Genomic DNA, 18,677 nt, shown 5'->3' with positions numbered 1-18,677 from the left:
GCAGTTTAATGTATTGTAATACAGGAATATTAGAAATAAAAGTTAATCAATTTAAATAATAATAGAACGTTTTCCTGTGATCCTGTCATTAGAGGAAGTTTCCCAGGAAACTCCAGATGCAGGCACTGCTCTTTCTCGCCCCCAGATTCTAATTGCTTCAATTTTTTCTGGCGCAGTTTTACTTAGTGGAACAATGTTTTTAAAACATTTTTCAAAAAGATTATCATCTACAAGATTGTCTCCATGAATTACAGCCTGAATGGCAACATCTCTTACCGCACCTTCTATATCTGAGCCAGCGAATCCATCTGAAATTTCAACAAGCTGATTTAATGTATCTGGTGAAGGCTGGGTTAATAAATTACGATTTATATACAGATTTATAATATCTTTCCTTTCGATGTCTCCGGGTAAGTCAACAAAAAATAACTCATCAAAACGCCCTCTTCGTAATAGTTCAGGAGGCAACTTACTAACGTCATTTGCTGTAGATACTACAAAAACTTTTGCCATACTTTCCTGCAGCCAAAACAAAAACTGCCCAACCATTCTTGTTGAGGTCCCGCCATCACTTGACCCAGTTGCACCAGAAAGACCCTTTTCAATTTCGTCAATCCACAATACGCAAGGCGCGGCATTATCTGCAGATGCTAACGCTTCTTTTAGTCGGTTTTCAGATTGTCCAAGATATTGTCCCTGAATAGCGGCAAGATCGAGACGATATAATGGAAGGTTCCAATTTGCAGCAATAAATTTGGCAGATAAAGACTTACCGCATCCAGGAACTCCTACAAGTAAAACTCCTCTTGGAGGTCGCATTTTTCTTGCTTTTAAGTCTGCTGTTAAAAGTTGTTTTTGATTATCTAACCAATGTTGTAATCCTGTCAATCCTGCAACTGATAGAGTAGAAGAGTCAATTTTTACCTTTTCCAGACCTGATATATCACTAAATAATTTGTCTTTGGCATTGCTTAATTCTTTAATATCTTCTTTGGTTAAAGAACCTTTCGCCATTTGAGTTGCTAAAACATTTTCGGCCTCTATTTTGGTCATATTTGCTAAAATAGCCGCAGCCATTTTATAATCTGTTTCATCCCATTCAAGCGGAATGGAGCCTTTATAAGGAGTAACACAGTCTTTAACAACTTCTAACATTTCCTCTTCGTTAGGAGCATCAAGTGTAATGGTCATTCCTAATCGCTGTAGTTGAGGCCATATGGATTTAGTAGTAATTAAACAAATACTTCCGCCTCTTTCAATAGCTTGAACTACACAATCATAAAGATGTCTCGAAACTAAATTATCATCTTCAATATCACTTACTTCAGTAAAAACAAATGTCAAATTTTGTCTTTGCGAAATATTTTGAACGGCATAGTCCAGACCTCCGGCAACTGAACGATCATCGTTGATACTTTTTTTTGTTTTTATATCAATAGTTCCCTGAGATAAATTATGGTAGTAAATGGGAATATTGATCTCTTCAGCTAATTGTTGAATAACTTCCAGCACTCTTGCTCGCTCTATACTTCTAATAGATATAAAAGGTATTCTTGCTCTAAACATTCGCAAAAGCGAAGTTTTAAATTCTGATTTATTTGCCATCTAGAATATTATTTTTCTGCCCGTTGAAGCGGTTATTTCACTATTATTTTTTTGATCTGACTTGATTTCATTAGAGATTGTATTGAATTGAAAAGAATTCAGTAACATTAGCATTTTTTCATTTTTTGAAGTGTTAGAATTATTCTTTTTTAATGACGTTCTAATTTCAGTAATAAAATCCTCCAGATCTTTTTTTAATGTTTTTCTTAAATCTTCAGGGAAGCCCTGTATACTAATAAAATGGTTCAGCAAAATAAGGTTTTGTTTTCCGTTTCTTAAGGCAATTTCAAAGTCATTCTCTGTTTTAAGATTTTGTAATTGAAAAGATCTTTGAAATTTATCCAGCCAATTTTGTTTTCTTTTTTTATATACTTCTTCAACTTTAGAATAGAAACGATTTGCAGTTCCGGCATCAATTAAAAATGTTCCGTTGTTCAATTGATCTAAAACCGAATCATCACCATGTGCGAATTGATTAAGTAGATTTACCCATTCAGAATATGTTGTCGGGCCCTTTATCATTGAGCTTTAATTCTGGGATTAATGAATTGATTTGGAGGTGTAATATCCCATTCTGGGAATTTTGCGTTCTGTAATTCGGCTTCTGTTCTGCCTTGAAAAAGATTTGGTTTAATGCTGATTTCTTTTTTCAATTCTTGCATTTTATCTTCAGGTTCTTCTGAATGATTATCTAAAATTATTTTTGTCATGATCGATTTTTTTGAAATTAAATAATGCTTCTTGCTGTTTCGTGTGATACACTTGAAAAATCTTCTGGAGTAATGGATGAAATAAGATCTCTTACTTGTTCTGCCTTATTGTCTTCTGAAGTGTGTTCTATTCTATAGTCAACCGTTTCGGCAATACAGCCTCTTAAAACTTCTTTTGCTTTTTGTTTTCGCTCTTCTACGTTTTCAATAACTCTATTTTTGGCTTTCTTGTATGTCGAAACCGAATTCCAGATTATAACGCCGCCAATTCCACAACCTAGAATTCCAACTATTACATGAAGACTAAAAGCCCATAAGCCAAGAAAACAAATTAATATTCCAATGATTACAGCCGCATAAGGAAAAGAGATTTTGCCTAATTCTGTTTCTAAAATTTTATCATAATAAGATTCTTGTTCTTTTAAAAGTTCATTTTCTTCGCTTCCATCTTTTGTAGAAGCTTTAAAATCATCAATGGAAAGTTCAATGTATTGAGGAATATTATTTCTACTTTGAGCAGTAAAGGTGTCGTATGCTTCTAATATCCAAGGCTGACTTATTGAAACTGCGAGAGCCTGTGTCACTTTAGTTGCTCCGGACAATTCAGGATTAAAGGATGCATTTGTCAAAAGTTGTAAAAAATCTACCTTTTCATCAAAAATATGTTTTTCAGCATCCATTAAAGATTGGGCAGCATTTTTGTCTCCATCCATTTGAATAATAAGTTGATTTAGCCTTACTTGCTCTTGTAATGGCAGCTCTTCATCATCAAAGTTGGTAACAAGCAGAGATAAAATTTCATCTAATTGTACCTTAATCCCTTTTGAAAAATCAGCAGAAGAAGAAATGATATTTTTAAAATGTGTATTTAAAATATCATGTGTTTTGGCTTCTTTCAAGGAATTTTCAAGTGAATTCCAATTGCTGGAAAATTTTTCTAATAAAGGATATTTGCCTTCAGATAAAGGACCTAATGCAACAAAAAAATTGACCCATTGCGATTTTTGCTCATTTATAAATTGATCACCTTGTGTAAGCTGGTCAAGCCAGTTTTTAACGTTCACCATCATTAGTTGTCTTGCAGCTGGCGGGAATACTCCTGTAGTAACAGCTTCAAGAATGATGATAAATTCTCTATCAAGATTATGTGGGTTTTGATGCATAAAATAACGTTCAAGCCATTTCAAACTTGCATCATTTCTTGTCAATCTTCGCATGACCATCATAAAGAAAAGTGTAGTTTTGTAATCATCTCTTTTTAAAGCTTCATTTAAAGCTTTTTCAGTTGTGCTTTTATCGTTTCGTATCCAGGCAGTTAAAGAAACTAAAGCAGGTGCTAACCAATATCCAGGTGCTTTTATCATTACTTCTTCGGTTGTAAATCTTAAAGTATCTTCGCCTATTACACCTGTATCAACACCTTGTAGTATACCTGTTGCCATTCTTCGAACTTCGGCATAATAACCAAATTTGATTTGCAGGTCTTGTTTTAAATTTCCTTGGCGGGTTTCTGCAAGCTGTAATGATTTGTGTTTTATATCTGCTTCGACAAAATCAGCAAAGGAATCAGCTAGTTTTACCAACTCACTTTCTAATTGATCTTGTTTGAAATTTAATGTTCCTAATTCAGAATGAACTCCTTTCATATCTGAACTAATTGACCTTAACGCACTATTTATAATCGAAAGGTCTGCATATGAGATTACTTGTTGAGACATAATTATTTGTTTATTGATGTTATAGTTTTGTTGCTGTTCCGTCTTCTCGGATTAAAATGATTTTGTCTTTATAAATTTCAACCATAGCATAAGCATTATGTTTAGCAACAGATCGTGCTTTCTCGAATTCAGCTTCCATTGTTTCGGTAATCTTGTAATGCTTGATGATTTGACTTCCGCTTAAGTCCAATGTGTGTACTTCATACGGATGTCCTAAGAAACATTTAGAAAGAATTCCCAATGGTAAATTAGAAAGTTCAGCTGTGCCAAATTCTTCCTGAATAGCTTTTATAAGCTCATCCATTCCTTTTGTTTCAGTCAATGTTTTGGCATCTAACCCGGCAATAAGATCAAGATATTTTTTTGAACGCTTTTTTAAAAGATCACGATCGCTAATGAAGCCATTTGTTATGCTTTGTTTATCTGTGCTAAAATTTATATTGTCGTTTTGTAAAATGATTCTAGCCATGTTATTATTGATTTTTTTAAGTTTTCGATTTTCAAATGTAAATAGTCCGAAAAGTTATATTTTATGGAAAACCGTAATTGAAGTTTTATTCGAAAAAGTTCTTATGGAAAAGTTTGCGTAAGGGATAGAAACGGCATCCTTTTATGGTGGGGTTCACCATAGAAGATAAAGTGGATAGCCTAACCCGGAGGGATACGCCCAAAATATTTTTAATAACCTAAAATTTATAACAGAAAATCTAAAATTTCAGAAAAAAGTATATCTTTAACCAACCCAAAAACCAAAAAAATGCAAGAAGAAAACCAAGAACACTTTAAAAGAGAACTAGGATTATTAGACGGAACCATGCTTGTAGTGGGTTCTATGATTGGATCTGGAATATTTATTGTAAGTGCCGATATCGCCAGACAAGTAGGATCTGCAGGATGGCTTACTTTAATTTGGCTGATTTCAGGATTAATTACCATTATTGCGGCCGTAAGTTATGGAGAATTAAGTGCCATGTTCCCAAAAGCTGGAGGACAATATGTGTACTTAAAAGAAGCTTACAACAAATTAATTGCCTTTTTGTACGGCTGGAGTTTTTTCGCCGTAATTCAAACCGGAACAATTGCAGCGGTTGGAGTTGCTTTCTCAAAATTTGCTGCTTATTTATACGAACCATTGAGTGATGAAAATATACTTTATGAAATTGGTTCATTCAAACTCAATGCTGCGCAGTTAGTATCGATTTTCACGATTATTTTACTGACTTATATTAATAGCCGCGGGGTTAAAAACGGAAAAATTCTTCAAACCGTTCTTACGATTATTAAAATTTTATCATTGCTGGGATTAATTGTTTTTGGATTAACGCTTGCAGCAAAAGCTTCGGTTTGGGATGCCAACTGGGCTGATGCATGGAATACACGTTCGTTTAATAAAGAAACAGGTTCTTGGTTGCCAATAGGCGGAACAGCTTTAATTACAGGAATTTCTGCCGCAATGGTTGGATCATTATTTTCAAGTGATGCCTGGAACGGGGTTACTTTTATTGCCGGAGAAATTAAAAACCCAAAACGTAATGTAGGTTTCAGTTTATTTCTGGGGACTTTTATTGTAACGATTATTTATGTACTGACTAATATTATGTATTTGGCTGTAATTCCGTTAGACGAAATCGCAACAGCAAAATCGGATCGTGTGGCAGTTGTAGCTTCACAATATATTTTCGGAAATATTGGAACGTTGATTATCGCAATCATGATTATGATTTCGACTTTTGCCTGCAACAACGGATTAATTATGGCCGGTGCGAGAGTTTATTATACAATGGCAAAAGATGGCTTGTTCTTTAAAAAAGCTGCTGTTTTAAACGAATCAAGTGTTCCTGCGTGGGCACTTTGGGCACAATGTATCTGGGCTTCGGCTTTGTGTTTGACTGGGAAATACGGTGATTTGTTGGATTTCGTAATTATTATTGTTTTGATTTTTTACATTTTAACAATCTACGGAATCTTTATTTTACGTAAAAAAATGACTGATGCAGAAAGACCTTATAAGGCTTTTGGATATCCATTTTTACCAATGTTATATATTATAATAGCAGCAGCAATTTGTGTTTCATTATTAATCACAAAATTCTCAACCTGCGGATGGGGAGTTTTAATCATGCTAACAGGAATTCCGGTTTACTACTTAACTAAACCAAAAGAATAAAGTTTTTGTTACAAGTTTCAAACTCTAAAAAATACCAAAGCGCCTTGATAATCTCAAGGCGCTTTTTTGTGCAACAAATTTATAACCAAAAATAAAATAAAATTCCTCAAAAAAATATGAATATGCCCACCGTTCTAACGGATTAAACAGGTTTACGCTGTTTTATTAAAACTATGCGATTGAATTAAAATAACCAGTGAAAACCCGTTTAATCCGTTAGACCCGTGGGCAAAAACTTTGTAAAGCGAGTTTATTTAACAGAATAAGGAAGTGAAAGATTTCCGCTGGCAACGGTATAAACTTTGTAAACGCCCAGCATTGGTTTTTTCCCTTCTCCTTCATGTGAACCTCCGGCACCAGTACTGACTTCCATATAGCAGCTTACAGCATCAAACTTGAAATTTGTTTTGTTATTGATCCTAAAATTGGGAACAATTACTTTTATTGAATTTCCTTTAGAAACGATATTAAAACCGGGACTGTCCATATACATTGCCATTCCGGGATTTGTTGGAGGTAAAATGACATTAGGATCTCCTTTTGTAAATTCTCTAACCGAAAGTCCGCCCGCAACACGTTTATCTTCAACCAAAAGAACCCAGTGGGCATGCCAAACCAATCCGTCGTTAAGATAATTTCCGTCCAGATTTTCATCCCAAAGCGGAGTATCTTCAAAATCAGGATGTGAAGTTAGAGCAAGTGCTACGATTCCTTCGGCTTGACCGAAACCAATATCAGATGATTTTAAAGTGGTTGGAAAAACATAAGCCAAAACAGGCGCTCCGTTTAATTGTCCAACAGGTTTAGGCATTGTTTTTCCGGCAGTTCCTTCGACTTTAATATCCCAAACAGTAATACCTAAATCTGCTTTATGAGTAATTGTGGCCGATTTTATCTTAAAGTCACTATTATTGTAAGTTCCGCATTTGTCACAGGCATTCGAAACCGTGTAATTAAAAAAAATGAAGCATAAAATAAAAATTGATTTTTTCATAATTCATGTGGTTTAATGTTAATTGATTTGTAAGAAACCAATACGCATGCCACATAAAAATGCCCGAAAAACAAAGAGTTTCGGGCATTTATGTTTTTGATAAGCTGTTATATTTCGAGAATCAGATTCTATTTCATGAAATTTCGTTACTTAAGAGAAGAGAGGTAAGAAGATAGAATAAAGAGAATAGATTTTAGATAATCTCGCAAAGTCGCAACTTTGTGCCTTTGCGTAAAATCCTTGCTCTCTGCGGTTAAGAATTTTCGTTTAAATCGTTATTGATTCTTTCCTCGGTAGGTCTCAGGAAAATAAGATATATAATGATAAGAATTCCGAATAGCACAAAATCCGGTTTTAAAAATAAGATTAAAAAAGCAGCACCTTCTAAAACTGCCCATCGCATTATTGATGCTGTCTGATAAATGGGTAATTTGTCTTCGGTTTTTAGTTTTGGGTCAATTTGTTTTAATTGCGATTTAAATAAAAAAGTACTCAAAACAAAAGCTAAAACGGGAATAAAAACATACACCAATGATGATGAATCAATATGAGGAATATTTAGTTTTTCGACAGAAAGTTCACCTAAAAAGAAATAAGCGACAATTGTTCCTGCACAAACGGCAAGGTGAATAATTTGAAGGGTTTTGATTTTTTCGGTCATGATTTGGTTTTTTATGTAAGATAAAACTAAATAGAATATAAATATAAAACTTTATGTTTTCGTGTTTTGATGAAAAACCGTGATAAATAAAAAACAAAAAAGGCGCTGCATTATGCAGTGCCTTTATACGTAAAAAATCTATGAATGTTATAAATTATATAGTTACAGCTTCAGTAGATGATTTTATAGTTGAATTAATAATAGATATTGTAAGCGGGTCTGATTCTCCGGAGAAAAAAGCATCTAAAACTTCCTGAAATATTGGATTTGTATTTTCGGTCATTGAAAAAAGAGTCATCGAAGAACGTAATTTTCTAGCATCTAAATCACCCAAAATTCCGTCAGCTGATTTCCTTTTAAAAGTCAGTAAGATTTCAGAAATTTCAATAAGATGTTTTCCTAAAATAGGATGCTCCAAAAATTCTGAAGCTTCTTTTAGATCGGCAATCGCATAAAGATTTGAAGTATCACTAGTACCCAATCCTTTAATCTGAGGAAAAATAAACCACATCCAGTGTGTTTCTTTTTTTCCTTTTTTGATCTCAGCAAGGGCAGTAAGATAAAGTTTATTTTGCGCATCTAAGAAACGCGATAAATCATTGTTTGAATAAGCCATTTTGGTATTATATTTTAAAAAAGGGTTGCAAAACTAGTAAAAAAGAAAGGGTCTGCCTAATAAAACCTTCATACAATCAGTATTTTAACTTTTTTCGACAGAATTTTCCTCATCGTTATTAAATGGTGAAAAAACTCATTTTGAATTGATTATAAATCATACACTACGTTTGGTTTGTCTAAAAGTAAGGTTGATTCTGGGTAAAACATTCCGTGCTGTTTTAGGAACCTGATGCTGCCAAAAACTATTTGTTGTTCCTGCCATCAGTAAAAAAGATCCATGATGCAGCGGAATTTCGACCTGCGGGATTTCTTTGTTGAATTTATGGCGAAGCCTGAACATTCTGGTTTCTCCAAAAGTCACCGAAGCAATAACCGGGTTTGGCCCCGTATTGTGTTCTTTATCGCTGTGCCAGCCCACGCCGTCATTTCCATCTCGGTATAAATTAAGTAAAACGGTATTAAAATCCAGTTGTGTTTCTTTTTCTACACGGCCTCTAATCTTTAGTAATTCATAATTCCAGTCAGGACCTTTTTGATCTGCGCCGGGATTATCTTTGTCTTCATACCAGGCGATCATTCTGGGAACTGTATAGGTTTTATCGTAAATTTCCATTTCATATTCTCTCCATTTCGTTTTGCGAAGCAGTCTTTCATAAAAACGATCAGATTCTTCTTTGGTGAAGAAATTATCAATCAAAATCAATTCAGAATCAGGGATGTCAAATACTTTTTTTCCTGCCAAACCTGCGGTAAATAATTCGGTGTCGTTAAATAATGTCATTTTCCATTTATTTTTTGTCAATTTCAATCCAAACAGGAGCATGATCGCTTGTTTTTTCCCAGCCTCGCACATGACGGTCAACACCGCCCGAACGCAATGCTGAAGCTATTTGCGGACTCAGTAAAAAATGATCAATCCTTAAACCGGCATCCCGCTCGTAAGCATTTCTAAAATAATCCCAAAAAGTGTAAATTTTCTCGTCAGGATATAATTCCCGAATCGCATCTGTCCAACCTAGCGAAACTATAGACGCAAAAGCTTTTCGAACTTCGGGTCTGAAAAGAGCATCGTTAACCCATTTTTCGGGTTTATAAACATCCAATTCTGTTGGCATAACATTAAAATCACCAATTAGAATTACCGGAATTTTTAAATCCAATAATGTTTGTGCACGTTCCGTTAAACGATCAAACCATTTCAATTTATATTCAAACTTCGGTCCCGGCAAAGGATTCCCATTTGGAAGATAAAGGCAGGCGATCACGATTCCATTAATCAAAGCTTCTATATAACGACTCTGAACATCTTCATCATCTCCCGGTAGAATGCGTGTTACTTCTTCAATTTCCATGTTTCGGGCAAGAATTGCAACACCGTTCCATTGTTTTTGTCCGTGCCAAATCGCATTGTAACCGGCATCATTAATCGCCTTAAGCGGAAAATTATCCTGCGGTGCTTTTAATTCCTGCAGGCAGACAATATCTGGAGCAGCTTCATCAAGCCAGCGTAATAATACAGGCAGGCGACCGTTGATTCCGTTTACGTTATATGTTGCTATTTTCATGGTACATTTAATTAGTTGTATTATTAAATTTACTGATTATTAAGCATTTAATCGAGATTAATTTAATATTCTTATTTCAGGAACTGCTTGTTAAAGAACACTTTACCCGGATGTTTTTCTGCGTAAGCAAAAATCAAATGTTCAATATATTGATTGCTTTTATAAGGCTCAGTATAGTTTTTTACTTCTAATGGATCATGAATAGAGATATCAGATGGAATATATCCCATGCCATGAAAATGTCCGTTTTCAATCCAAATGCAGCTTCTTTCGTCTTTAGATCTTCCTTTGTCAATAATCGCAAAAGTGGGTCTGTTGGTCAATAAAAAATCAATAGCATTGTCAACTTGCTCGTTATGTAGTGCAACATCAGGTAAATCTTTTACTTCATTATTTTGAAAAAGCTCTCCTTCTTCTGGTCTTGTATATTTACAGAATCTATGATCGATTTCAAACTGTTCTGCCAGACTTCGCAGTAAATTAATTCCATCATATTGGCTGTTAAATTTATGAATGCAGATCTGAAATTTACTGACTTTTCCAATGGCGAGATATTTATAACCGTTTCGGGCTTCGTATTGATAAATTCCAAATTTTGCTTCAAAGCGTTTTAAAGCTCTGTTGTAAGTTGGCCAGAGTTTTTTGATTTCGGTACATTCTAATAAAAGTGCCATTAATTCAGTACCGCAGATTTCAAAGGAAATTCCGTGAATATCCCTTAAAAAGTGTTGTCTTTGCGGATTAATATTGTTACCGCTGAAATGAGAAGCGACACGTTTTTTTACATTAATTGCTTTTCCAACATAAATCACTTTTTTCTGCTGATTATAAAAATAATATACGCCGGGTTTTTCGGGTAAATTATTGAAATCATCTGGCGGAAGATTTGGCGGCAAACGCTGATCTTGCGCCGTTTTTTTGATCATTTTGTCAATTTCTCCCGCATCATCCCATTCCAGTAAAAGCGAAAATAAAATAGCTGTTGCATCTGCGTCTCCACCCGCACGGTGTCTGTTTTCTAAACCTATATTTAAGGAATTGCAGAGATTTCCTAAACTGTAAGAACCTAAACCGGGTTTGATTTTTCTGGCTGCACGAACGGTACAAAGTTTTTTTGCAGACCATTTAAAACCCGACTTTTCAAGTTGATGATGAACAAATGAATAATCGAAGTTGACATTATGAGCAACAAAAACACGATCAGTAAGCATTTCTAATACTTTCTCTGAAATATCATCGAAAATAGGCGCATTGGCCACCATTTCGTTATTAATACCGGTTAATCCAAAAATAGAAGGAGGAATGTCCTGCTCCGGATTAACAAGTGTTTCGTAACGATCAAGTACATTTTTACCGTCATGAATAATAATGGCAATTTCTGTAATGCGGCTGCCACTGGCGTTCCCGCCTGTGGTTTCAATATCGACTATGGCATATTCCGTATTTTTCATCTTTTTATAACGTAAAACCGATTGTTTTTCTGTTGTTTACATTTAAACTTTAACCGTAATAGCATCCTTGAGTGAAGTAGAAAACTTAGGAGATAATCTGTTCTGCTTCATTTTCCATTGCCGTCCCAACGACTGTACACCGAATTTAATTTTATTATTACCGTAACTCTGGTTCATTTTATCAATTACACTCATTAAAGGCTGATGCTTAGGATTTGAAGTTTCGAATAAATTAAGCTGCGTTTCACTATTTGGCGTTAACCCCATTACAATTACACCCGCTTTTTTATAACGATAGCCCTTTTTAAAAATAGCTTTAAAACCCTTTTGTGCAGCCTCATTAAGTTCTATTGTCGAATTGGTTGGAAAATCAGTAGTGATGGTAATACTTCGTGAATATTGTGATTCTTCATTCTTTATAAAACTCGTCTGGATAAATACAGTTACCATATTGCAATGACACTCCTGACGTCTTAATTTTTCAGCGCAAGAAGCTGTAAATGTGCTGATTCGTTCCGATATTTCTTCAAAAGTAGTATACCTTTTTTCAAAAGATCTCGTAGTCGCAATCATTTTACGGTCTGCTGTCTCTTCTAAATCCAAAGTTGGTTTACCCTCTAATTCGTGTTTTAACCGAAGCCCGACGACAGACATTTCTTTTCTTACCCAAGCATCGGGAAGCAGGATAAAATCATAAGCTGTGATTATTTTTTTTAATTTAAGACGTTTGGCATGTTTTCTTCCAATTCCCCAAACGTCTTCAATTTTTGTCCATTTTAATGCTTTAATTCTTTTTTCTTCAGAATCGATACAATAAACACCTTGCGTACGATCTGCAAATTTTCGGGCAATTTTATTTGCTACTTTAGCCAAAGCTTTCGTAGGTGCAAAACCTATACTAACCGGAATTCCTGTTCCTTGCGTAACTTCTTTACGCATTTTTAAACCCAGTGTATTCAGGTCAAATAAATCGTAACCCGAAAATTTCAGGAAAGCTTCGTCAATACTGTAAATCTCAATTTCGGGCGTATACATTTGAAGCAGGTTCATTACCCGATTGCTCATATCGCCGTACAACGGATAATTTGAAGAATAAACAAAAATGTTTTTTTCTTTAAAAACAGATTCATACTTAAAAGCCGGAATTGCCATTGGTATTCCAAGAGCTTTAGCTTCATCAGAACGCGAAATAACACAACCATCATTATTAGAAAGAATAACGATAGGTTTTCCTATTAAATGTGGTTCAAATACTCTTTGGCAAGAAGCATAAAAATTGTTACAATCGACTAAAGCAAACATTTTCTAAATGTGTTTTTTTATTTCTATTTCTGTTTTGTCACCCTGAGCGAAGTCGAAGGGCTTCATTGTATAAAGGTCTTCGACTTCGCTCAGACTGACAATTGACTTCGCTCAGCGTGACATTCAACTTAAAAAGTTTTAATACAATGAACCACAATTCCCCAAATCACAAAATTATTTTCTGGGGTTACTTTTATAGGCTGATAATCTTCATTTTCGGCAATAAGCCAAATAATGTCTTTTTCTATTTTGATACGTTTTACAGTAAATTCGCCATCGATTTGGCAGACAGCAATTTTATTATTTTGAGGCTCCAGACTTTTATCAATAATCAATAAATCGCCATCATTGATACCGACATTTTTCATAGAATGTCCTTTAACCCGTGCAAAATAAGTAGTGTATTTATGTTTGATAAATTCTTTGTTGAGATCAATCGATAATTCGATAAAGTCATCAGCAGGCGAAGGAAAACCTGCGCTGATACCAACGTCAAAAAAAGGCAGATTTACTTTCGAACTTACATCCGGAATGTACAATTCTATTGATTTTGTGGTATTTATATTGCTCAATTTCATAATCACTTCAAAAAAATGTTTTTTTGTATAAAGCAAAATTAGTACAGTTGATAACATTTTTTCATATATTTGCTGTTCCAAATTATAACAAATTAATTATGTCCTTATTTTCAGATAACATCAGAGCATTGAGGGTTAAGCATAAAATATCGCAGGAGAAATTAGCTGAGAACCTTAGTATTACCAGAGGAAGATACGTTAAATACGAAGATGGAACTTCGGAAGCACCGTATGATATTTTAAAGAAAATTGCCTTATATTTTCATATGAGTATTGACTTGATATTATCTGTCGATATACGCAAAATTGATGTGCAAAATTTGATAAAACTGGAAGGCAATCGACTTATTTTACCGATTCAAGTGGATAGTTTTGGAGAAAACTTTATTGAAATTGTATCTCAAAAAGCAAAAGCAGGTTATCTAAACGGATATGCTGATCCGGAATATATTGAAAGTTTACAGCAGATTACACTTCCTTTTTTAGGACCAGGAAAACATCGCGGATTTCCTGTTGAAGGCGATTCAATGCCTCCACACGAAGATGGTTCTATTATTATTGGCCGTTATGTGGAAAAGCTGGGAGAGGTGATGGATGGTAAAACCTATATTCTTATCACTAAGAATGAAGGAATGGTATATAAGCGTCTTAATAAAAACAAAAAGAACGCCTTGGTTTTAGAATCGGATAATAGTTTTTATCCGAATTATGAAGTGAAAGCTTCTGATATTTTGGAGATTTGGGAATACGAATGTAATATTGGCCGTTCGGATAAAAAACAAGAAATAACAGAAACGGGAGCAATGAAAGATTTGCTTTTAGAATTAAAAAGAGAAGTTCGAGAGATTAAGAATAATACTTCGAATACGTAATTTTTTTTGCCACGAAGGCACTAAGACACAAAGCTATTCAAAAATCCTTCAAATAAACTTTGTGTCTTAGTGCCTTCGTGGCAGGAAAAAAATCTAAACCTTCAACGAAAACCAAAACGTGCTTCCTAATCCTAAATTACTTTCTACACCAACACTTCCATTTTGAGCTTCGATAAATTCTTTGCTTATCGCTAAACCTAATCCCGTTCCGGATTTCTGACTTCCCGGAACTTGAAAATACTTATCAAAAACTTTGTCTTTATATCTTGTATCAATTCCTTTTCCAGTGTCGATAACCTGAAATACGATTTGATTATTATCTTTTTTTAATTTGATGATAATCGTACTTTTTTCAGAAGAATAACGAATCGCATTCGATAAATAATTAATCAAAACCCAGCCTGTTTTTTCGCTGTCAGCTTTTACGTCTTGGAGGTTTTCATCGGCATCAATTAAAAGTTTAATCTGTTTTTGATCAGCCTGAACTTTAACTGCTTCAACGGCATAATTTACAATTTCATGCGGATTACTTTTTTCGATATTCAGCTGAATATTTCCCGTTTCTAATTGAGATAAATTAAGCAATTCACCCGTAATTTTCAACAATCGCTGACTGTCATCTTTTATACTTTCAACCAATTGTTTCTGGTCGTCGTTCATGTTGCCCGTTTTTCCATTTTCAAGCAATTGAAGACTTAATTTTATAGAAGCAATTGGTGTTTTTAATTCGTGTGAAACGGTGGCAATAAAGTTGGTTTTAGCAAAATCCAGTTCTTTAAAAAGCGTAATGTTTCGCAGAATAATAACATCTCCAATATTAATTTCTTTTTCTTCTCCCGTTGGAATTATGGTAATATTCAGAATTTCTTTTTCGAAATAACTTTCTTTTCCGTGCGCATAGATTTTAAGCGGTTGTTTTTTAGGCGCATCTGATTCATCTTTCAAAATCAAAGACCGAATCAAATCATTCGACAAGGCTAGAGTAGAAGATGATTTTCCAATAACATCTTCCAATTTTAAACCAATAATTTTTAATGCTTCGTCATTGGCAAACAAAACGATTCCTTCATGATCCAAGCCAATAATTGGATCGTTCATATTATTGATTAAAGTTTCCAGTCGTTTCTTTTCAAAAAAGAGTTTGTAGAAATTGCTGTCGTTATACTCCTGAAGTTTTTGCGCCATCGTATTAAACGATTTGGCCAGATCACCAAATTCGCTATGACTCGTAAAATGAACACGTTCTGAATAGTTTTTATTGGCAATTTCCTTAATACTCAGCGTCAATTCCTTTATAGGATTGGCAATATTATTAGGCAGATTAATCAGTAAATTAAAAGCAATTAAAAAACATAAAGTTCCCACAATGGCAATCCATAAATTAGCATTTTCGGCGGTATGTTTGGCAATATCGCTTTTCTGTTTTATGGCATCCAGATTCAATTTCATAATCGCAAAAATATCCTGTCTAACTTGTGCTTTTAAAGCTTCATTAGAACCGTTTTTTTCTAAAAGAGCAAAACTTTTTTCAAGGCTTGCAGTTGCTTCTTTTTCTCCGGGCTCCGTAACATTTTGTGTTTGTTTTTCAAGATATTCCTTGAAAACATGAATCTTACTATCCGGGCTCGCTTTAATTTCATCCAAAGACAAAATCATATTTCGAGAATATTCTAGCGTATTATAATTCGCTTTCAGAATATTCTCTGTGTCTGCTTTTATCAAAAAAACAGAATAACCGCTCACTAACGAAAGTATAATGATCATTAAAAATAACAATCCAACTCCCAGATTCAATTTGGTTTTAATTCTCATTTTATAAAACATTTTTTTTGAACCATATAAGTAATATAAGAAAATATAAGTACAGCTGATTAAGCATTCTGTTTAAATGAACTTATATTACTTATATGGTTTAATATTTTTTCATGACAGGATAACAAGATCTACATTTGATAAAGACAGTTTATTTAGCAAACGCCTAAAAATTGTTGTAGACAAAATTACTTTAAATAAATTCAAATGCGGTTTCCCGATACACACAGTTGTAATTTGTTTTTCTTCAACAGTTGCCAAAATCGCATCGGCAATATTTTTGTTTTCCAATTTAATTACTTCTGCGCCTAATTGTACGGCGAGTTTAAAATTATTAATTAAATGTCTTTGTTTGTCTAAAGCAATTTTTGTACTGCTTTCCTGTGGAGTTTCCACATACAAAACATACCATGATCCGTTATAATAACTTGCCAATCGTGCTGCTTTTCTAATAACAATTTTAGCCGTTTTGTCATTACTGCTAATGCAAGCCAACAATTTTTCGTGTCGTAAAGCATGAAGATTCGGAACTTCATTTTCAACTTTTCGAACGACCTGACTCGCTACTTCTTTCAAAGCCAATTCTCGAAGTTGTAAAATCTGTTCCGATTTAAAAAAGTTCGTTAAAGCAGTCTGAATTTTATCAGCCGTATAAATTTTTCCTTCTTTCAAACGCGCAATCAAATCTTCGGATGTTAAGTCGATATTCACGACTTCATCTGCCAATCGCAATACATTATCAGGAATTCTTTCCTGAACATCAATGTTTGTAATTCGTTTTACGTCTTCATTTAAACTCTCAATATGCTGAATATTAACCGCCGAAATCACATTAATTCCAGCTTCCAGAATTTCCGAAACATCTTGCCAGCGTTTTTCATTTTTGCTTCCTTCAACGTTCGTGTGCGCTAATTCATCAACAATAACGACTTCTGGACGAAGATTGATAATCGCCTGAACATCCAATTCTTCCAATTCTTTTCCTTTATAGAAAATGGTCCGTCTCGGAATTATAGGCAAACCCGCTAATAATTCATGCGTTTCCTTCCGCATGTGCGTTTCGATGTAGCCAATTTTTACATCAATTCCGTTTTTCAATAACGAATGCGCTTCCTGAAGCATACGAAAAGTTTTGCCCACACCGGCGCTCATTCCAATGTAGATTTTAAACTTCCCTTTTCGTGATTTCTGAATTAAATCGAGAAAGTGCTGTGCGTTATTATTTTCGTTTTCCATATTTTTTGCCACGAAGGCGCTAAGTCACAAAGTTTTTTTTTAAAGCCACAGATTACATAGATTAAAAGGATTATTTTTTTTCGCCACGAATTACACAAATTTGCACAAATTTTTATTTAATATAATTCGTGAAAATTTGTGTAATTCGTGGCAAATAAATCTACACAAAGACATTAAAAAATTCTTTTAATCTGTGTAATCTGTGTCAAGAAATATTCTCCTAGAAACTAATCGCCAAGGAAGTCGTTACGAACGTATTCGTATCCGTTGGAAGATTGTCTTTATTTGTGAAGATTTCATCTTTACTTGAAAGATTTCTCGCTTCAATTCTAAACATAACATTATCAGTAACTAAGTAATCAAAGTTAGCTGAAAATCCATAAGTTTTAAAACCATTTGGAGTTTCAGTTGCGATAATTACACTTTTTTCGTCGCTATAATATTCACCGCGTGCTGCAAGCTGAATTTTATCTGTTGGTTTGTATTGTAGAATTAAAACCGGTGAAAACCAAGTATCATATTTATTACTGCTTTTAGCCGATTGCTGCGATCCAATATCAAAACCAGCTGTAATATTTGTCTTTTCCGTTACTTTAAATTGTCCGTAAAAGTTGTTGAAATAACGCCATTTTTTATCAATATCCGGTTGTTCATTTCCAACATATGTACTCCAATTCAAAGCAACCCGATCAGAAGGTTTGTAAGTAACCTGAGTTCCAAAAGCAGGCGTTTGATTGCCTTCTACTTTCTCAATTCTCTGCCAGCCATTCAAGTACATACCTGCCAAGTACCATTCTCCAGATTCAGATGTATAACCAATTTTAACTCCCGTTTCATAATAAGGAGAATTCTCAGCCATAATACTTCTCGTTAAAGTCTGACAGTCTTTTCCAATCGCACTTTCAAAGCCAATATGCGAAGGCATAATTCCCGCATCAATCCATAAATTGTGGTTTTTCGAAATCTTTACGCCCACATTGGCTTCATAAACATTTTTCAATAAACCCTGTTCTGCAGCCATATTATATTCGGCATAAGTTCCAGCCATTAAGGCAAAATTTCCTCGAATATTTTCTTTCGAATAATTCACTTTTGCCATACCTAAATTCAGGTTTACCTCGTTACTTTTATTATAACTATAAAAAAAGTTTGGTCGAGTATGATCTTCCGGTTTTGCAAAATCATAACTATAATAAGCGTCTACATATCCTGAAAACGTAAACGGACTTTTTGATTCTTCTTGTGCATGTAAATTGCTAAAACCAAAAGCGATTAAAGCAGTAAGTATTATTTTTTTCATTTTTGTGGTATTCTATTATTTATTTAGTAGATTTTTTAGGAGCTAATCCCGCTATCCGTTTCAATCTTTTGTACCGAACCCCGGTACA

Annotated in this window: 18 protein-coding genes; 2 read left to right on the top strand and 16 right to left on the bottom strand. The window is 34.2% G+C overall.

Annotated features, from left to right (window positions below):
• Positions 1-51 precede the first annotated feature (51 nt).
• Genes FLAPXU55_RS11340 through FLAPXU55_RS11320 form a run of 5 tightly spaced genes read right to left on the bottom strand, consistent with a single transcriptional unit; the run spans position 52 to position 4,502 of the window.
• Positions 52-1,605, bottom strand: a complete 1,554-nt coding sequence (locus tag FLAPXU55_RS11340) for an ATP-binding protein (RefSeq protein ID WP_180857745.1) — start codon at positions 1,603-1,605, stop codon at positions 52-54.
• Positions 1,606-2,127 (bottom strand): hypothetical protein, encoded by a 522-nt coding sequence (locus FLAPXU55_RS11335; RefSeq protein WP_180857744.1) that lies wholly within the window; start codon positions 2,125-2,127, stop codon positions 1,606-1,608.
• Complete coding sequence (locus tag FLAPXU55_RS11330; protein WP_180857743.1) at positions 2,124-2,315, bottom strand: hypothetical protein; 192 nt, start codon at positions 2,313-2,315, stop codon at positions 2,124-2,126. The genes FLAPXU55_RS11335 and FLAPXU55_RS11330 overlap by 4 nt, the downstream gene beginning before the upstream one ends.
• Positions 2,316-2,332: 17 nt before the next feature.
• Positions 2,333-4,033: a hypothetical protein gene (locus FLAPXU55_RS11325; RefSeq protein ID WP_180857742.1), complete on the bottom strand. Its 1,701-nt coding sequence runs from the start codon at positions 4,031-4,033 to the stop codon at positions 2,333-2,335.
• Between the two features lie 19 nt (positions 4,034-4,052).
• Positions 4,053-4,502: a hypothetical protein gene (locus FLAPXU55_RS11320; protein ID WP_180857741.1), complete on the bottom strand. Its 450-nt coding sequence runs from the start codon at positions 4,500-4,502 to the stop codon at positions 4,053-4,055.
• Between the two features lie 288 nt (positions 4,503-4,790).
• Between FLAPXU55_RS11320 and FLAPXU55_RS11315 the strand changes: the two genes are divergently transcribed.
• Entirely contained in the window at positions 4,791-6,200 is a 1,410-nt protein-coding gene (locus FLAPXU55_RS11315; RefSeq protein WP_180857740.1) for an APC family permease, read from the top strand.
• 250 nt (positions 6,201-6,450) lie between these two features.
• Here FLAPXU55_RS11315 and FLAPXU55_RS11310 read toward each other — a convergent pair whose 3' ends face one another.
• The 8 genes from FLAPXU55_RS11310 to FLAPXU55_RS11275 form a co-directional block, all read right to left on the bottom strand.
• A complete protein-coding gene (locus FLAPXU55_RS11310; protein ID WP_180857739.1) occupies positions 6,451-7,194 on the bottom strand; it encodes a hypothetical protein in 744 nt (247 codons plus the stop codon).
• 253 nt (positions 7,195-7,447) lie between these two features.
• The gene (locus FLAPXU55_RS11305) at positions 7,448-7,855 is read right to left on the bottom strand and encodes an MFS transporter (protein ID WP_180857738.1); all 408 of its coding nucleotides are present in this window, start codon (positions 7,853-7,855) and stop codon (positions 7,448-7,450) included.
• Positions 7,856-8,009: 154 nt separating this feature from the next.
• The gene (locus FLAPXU55_RS11300) at positions 8,010-8,471 is read right to left on the bottom strand and encodes a DUF1810 domain-containing protein (RefSeq protein ID WP_180857737.1); all 462 of its coding nucleotides are present in this window, start codon (positions 8,469-8,471) and stop codon (positions 8,010-8,012) included.
• A gap of 156 nt (positions 8,472-8,627) precedes the next feature.
• Complete coding sequence (locus FLAPXU55_RS11295) at positions 8,628-9,254, bottom strand: alpha-ketoglutarate-dependent dioxygenase AlkB family protein (RefSeq protein ID WP_180857736.1); 627 nt, start codon at positions 9,252-9,254, stop codon at positions 8,628-8,630.
• Between the two features lie 7 nt (positions 9,255-9,261).
• Entirely contained in the window at positions 9,262-10,038 is a 777-nt protein-coding gene (gene xth, locus FLAPXU55_RS11290) for an exodeoxyribonuclease III (protein ID WP_180857735.1), read from the bottom strand.
• Between the two features lie 71 nt (positions 10,039-10,109).
• Positions 10,110-11,489 (bottom strand): exonuclease domain-containing protein, encoded by a 1,380-nt coding sequence (locus FLAPXU55_RS11285; protein ID WP_180857734.1) that lies wholly within the window; start codon positions 11,487-11,489, stop codon positions 10,110-10,112.
• A gap of 42 nt (positions 11,490-11,531) precedes the next feature.
• Positions 11,532-12,791 (bottom strand): Y-family DNA polymerase, encoded by a 1,260-nt coding sequence (locus tag FLAPXU55_RS11280; RefSeq protein WP_180857733.1) that lies wholly within the window; start codon positions 12,789-12,791, stop codon positions 11,532-11,534.
• A gap of 128 nt (positions 12,792-12,919) precedes the next feature.
• Positions 12,920-13,369 (bottom strand): LexA family protein, encoded by a 450-nt coding sequence (locus FLAPXU55_RS11275; protein WP_082356430.1) that lies wholly within the window; start codon positions 13,367-13,369, stop codon positions 12,920-12,922.
• Between the two features lie 98 nt (positions 13,370-13,467).
• Between FLAPXU55_RS11275 and FLAPXU55_RS11270 the strand changes: the two genes are divergently transcribed.
• A complete protein-coding gene (locus tag FLAPXU55_RS11270) occupies positions 13,468-14,241 on the top strand; it encodes an XRE family transcriptional regulator (protein WP_053472327.1) in 774 nt (257 codons plus the stop codon).
• Between the two features lie 93 nt (positions 14,242-14,334).
• Here FLAPXU55_RS11270 and FLAPXU55_RS11265 read toward each other — a convergent pair whose 3' ends face one another.
• The 3 genes from FLAPXU55_RS11265 to FLAPXU55_RS11255 all read right to left on the bottom strand — a co-directional run bounded on the left by FLAPXU55_RS11265 (position 14,335) and on the right by FLAPXU55_RS11255 (position 18,589).
• The gene (locus FLAPXU55_RS11265) at positions 14,335-16,053 is read right to left on the bottom strand and encodes an ATP-binding protein (RefSeq protein WP_180857732.1); all 1,719 of its coding nucleotides are present in this window, start codon (positions 16,051-16,053) and stop codon (positions 14,335-14,337) included.
• A gap of 111 nt (positions 16,054-16,164) precedes the next feature.
• Positions 16,165-17,289: a sensor protein KdpD gene (locus tag FLAPXU55_RS11260; RefSeq protein WP_180857731.1), complete on the bottom strand. Its 1,125-nt coding sequence runs from the start codon at positions 17,287-17,289 to the stop codon at positions 16,165-16,167.
• Between the two features lie 220 nt (positions 17,290-17,509).
• Positions 17,510-18,589 carry a porin gene (locus tag FLAPXU55_RS11255; protein ID WP_180857730.1) on the bottom strand — a complete coding sequence of 360 codons (1,080 nt, stop codon included), beginning with the start codon at positions 18,587-18,589 and terminating at the stop codon, positions 17,510-17,512.
• Between the last annotated feature and the right edge of the window lie 88 nt (positions 18,590-18,677).

The sequence above is a fragment of the Flavobacterium panici genome (assembly GCF_903819335.1).
GTDB lineage: Bacteria > Bacteroidota > Bacteroidia > Flavobacteriales > Flavobacteriaceae > Flavobacterium > Flavobacterium panici.
Note: the sequence above shows the minus strand (reverse complement) of the source record. Positions and strands in the feature narration are given on the sequence as shown.

Coding starts and splice junctions, on each gene's coding strand:
- FLAPXU55_RS11340 (WP_180857745.1), bottom strand. CDS start 1,605: ATGGCAAATAAATCAGAATTTAAAACTTCGCTTTTGCGAATGTTTAGA.
- FLAPXU55_RS11260 (WP_180857731.1), bottom strand. CDS start 17,289: ATGGAAAACGAAAATAATAACGCACAGCACTTTCTCGATTTAATTCAG.
- FLAPXU55_RS11285 (WP_180857734.1), bottom strand. CDS start 11,489: ATGAAAAATACGGAATATGCCATAGTCGATATTGAAACCACAGGCGGG.
- FLAPXU55_RS11335 (WP_180857744.1), bottom strand. CDS start 2,127: ATGATAAAGGGCCCGACAACATATTCTGAATGGGTAAATCTACTTAAT.
- FLAPXU55_RS11270 (WP_053472327.1), top strand. CDS start 13,468: ATGTCCTTATTTTCAGATAACATCAGAGCATTGAGGGTTAAGCATAAA.
- FLAPXU55_RS11300 (WP_180857737.1), bottom strand. CDS start 8,471: ATGGCTTATTCAAACAATGATTTATCGCGTTTCTTAGATGCGCAAAAT.
- FLAPXU55_RS11280 (WP_180857733.1), bottom strand. CDS start 12,791: ATGTTTGCTTTAGTCGATTGTAACAATTTTTATGCTTCTTGCCAAAGA.
- xth (WP_180857735.1), bottom strand. CDS start 10,038: ATGAAAATAGCAACATATAACGTAAACGGAATCAACGGTCGCCTGCCT.
- FLAPXU55_RS11310 (WP_180857739.1), bottom strand. CDS start 7,194: ATGAAAAAATCAATTTTTATTTTATGCTTCATTTTTTTTAATTACACG.
- FLAPXU55_RS11325 (WP_180857742.1), bottom strand. CDS start 4,033: ATGTCTCAACAAGTAATCTCATATGCAGACCTTTCGATTATAAATAGT.
- FLAPXU55_RS11330 (WP_180857743.1), bottom strand. CDS start 2,315: ATGACAAAAATAATTTTAGATAATCATTCAGAAGAACCTGAAGATAAA.
- FLAPXU55_RS11255 (WP_180857730.1), bottom strand. CDS start 18,589: ATGAAAAAAATAATACTTACTGCTTTAATCGCTTTTGGTTTTAGCAAT.
- FLAPXU55_RS11265 (WP_180857732.1), bottom strand. CDS start 16,053: ATGAGAATTAAAACCAAATTGAATCTGGGAGTTGGATTGTTATTTTTA.
- FLAPXU55_RS11275 (WP_082356430.1), bottom strand. CDS start 13,369: ATGAAATTGAGCAATATAAATACCACAAAATCAATAGAATTGTACATT.
- FLAPXU55_RS11295 (WP_180857736.1), bottom strand. CDS start 9,254: ATGACATTATTTAACGACACCGAATTATTTACCGCAGGTTTGGCAGGA.
- FLAPXU55_RS11315 (WP_180857740.1), top strand. CDS start 4,791: ATGCAAGAAGAAAACCAAGAACACTTTAAAAGAGAACTAGGATTATTA.
- FLAPXU55_RS11320 (WP_180857741.1), bottom strand. CDS start 4,502: ATGGCTAGAATCATTTTACAAAACGACAATATAAATTTTAGCACAGAT.
- FLAPXU55_RS11305 (WP_180857738.1), bottom strand. CDS start 7,855: ATGACCGAAAAAATCAAAACCCTTCAAATTATTCACCTTGCCGTTTGT.